General features: G+C 70.5%; 1 protein-coding gene. It reads right to left on the bottom strand.

Features of this window, described 5'->3' with window-relative positions:
• On the bottom strand, positions 1-1,142 hold a 1,142-nt coding region (gene manD / locus E1262_RS30030), incomplete at both ends, for a D-mannonate dehydratase ManD (RefSeq protein ID WP_132108012.1).

The following is a 1,142-nucleotide window of genomic DNA, read 5'->3' as shown; positions in this document are numbered from 1 at the left end:
GCCTCGTCGACGTCGAGGGTGACGCCGAGGCCGGGCTGGTCGCCGGGGTGGAGGAAGCCGTCGGTCCAGGTGAAGGTCTGCTGGAAGACCTGGTCGGTCTTCGCGCCGTGCTTCATGTACTCCTGGATGCCGAAGTTGTGGATGGCCAGGCCCAGGTGCAGGGCGGCGGCCATGCCGACCGGTGAGATGTCGGTGGGGCCGTGCATGCCGGACTTGATCTGGTACTGCGCGGCGAAGTCGAGGATCTTCTTGAGGTGGGTGATGCCGCCGGTGTGCGTGACCGCGGAGCGGACGTAGTCGATCAGCTGCTCGGTGACCAGCGTCTGGTAGTCGAAGACGGTGTTGAAGATCTCTCCGATGGCCAGCGGCGTCGTGGTGTGCCGGCGGACCAGCCGCAGCGCTTGCTGGTTCTCCGCCGGGGTGCAGTCCTCCAGCCAGAACAGGTCGTACGGCTCCAGCGCCTTGCCCAGCTTCGCGGCCTGGATCGGCGTCATCCGGTGGTGGCCGTCGTGCAGCAGCGGCAGCTCCGGCCCGAACTCGTTGCGGACCGCCTCGAACACCGTGGGGACGTGCCGCAGGTAGGAGCGGGTGTCCCAGTCCTCCTCCTGCGGGTACGCGCCGCGGCTGGCCGGCTCGTAGTCGTACCGGCCGCCGCCGGGCGCACCGGCCGAGCCCGTCGCGATGTCGGCGCGCGGCGCCGTGGCGACACCGTAGATCGTCGTCAGGCCCGGCACGCCGGTCTGCACCCGGATCGCCCGGTAGCCCTGCTCGAGGTGGTCACGGATGCTGTCGAACAGCTCCGGCAGGTCCCGGCCGGAGGCGTGCCCGTAGGCCAGCAGCCCGGTCCGCGACGCCCCGCCCAGCAGCTGGTACAGCGGCATCCCGGCGGCCTTGGCCTTGAGGTCCCACAACGCGACGTCCACCGCCGCGATCGCGGCCATCGTGACCGGGCCGCGCCGCCAGTACGCGCTGCGGTACAGGAACTGCCAGGTGTCCTCGATGCGATGCGGGTCGCGGCCGATCAGCAGCGGCACCACGTGGTCGCGCAGGTAGGACACCACCGCCAGCTCGCGGCCGTTCAGCGTCGCGTCGCCGAGCCCGGTCAAGCCGTCGTCGGTGGTCAGCTTGAGGGTCACGAAGTT

Origin of the sequence: Jiangella aurantiaca, assembly GCF_004349105.1 — a bacterium.
Classification (GTDB): domain Bacteria; phylum Actinomycetota; class Actinomycetes; order Jiangellales; family Jiangellaceae; genus Jiangella; species Jiangella aurantiaca.
Note: the sequence above shows the minus strand (reverse complement) of the source record. Positions and strands in the feature narration are given on the sequence as shown.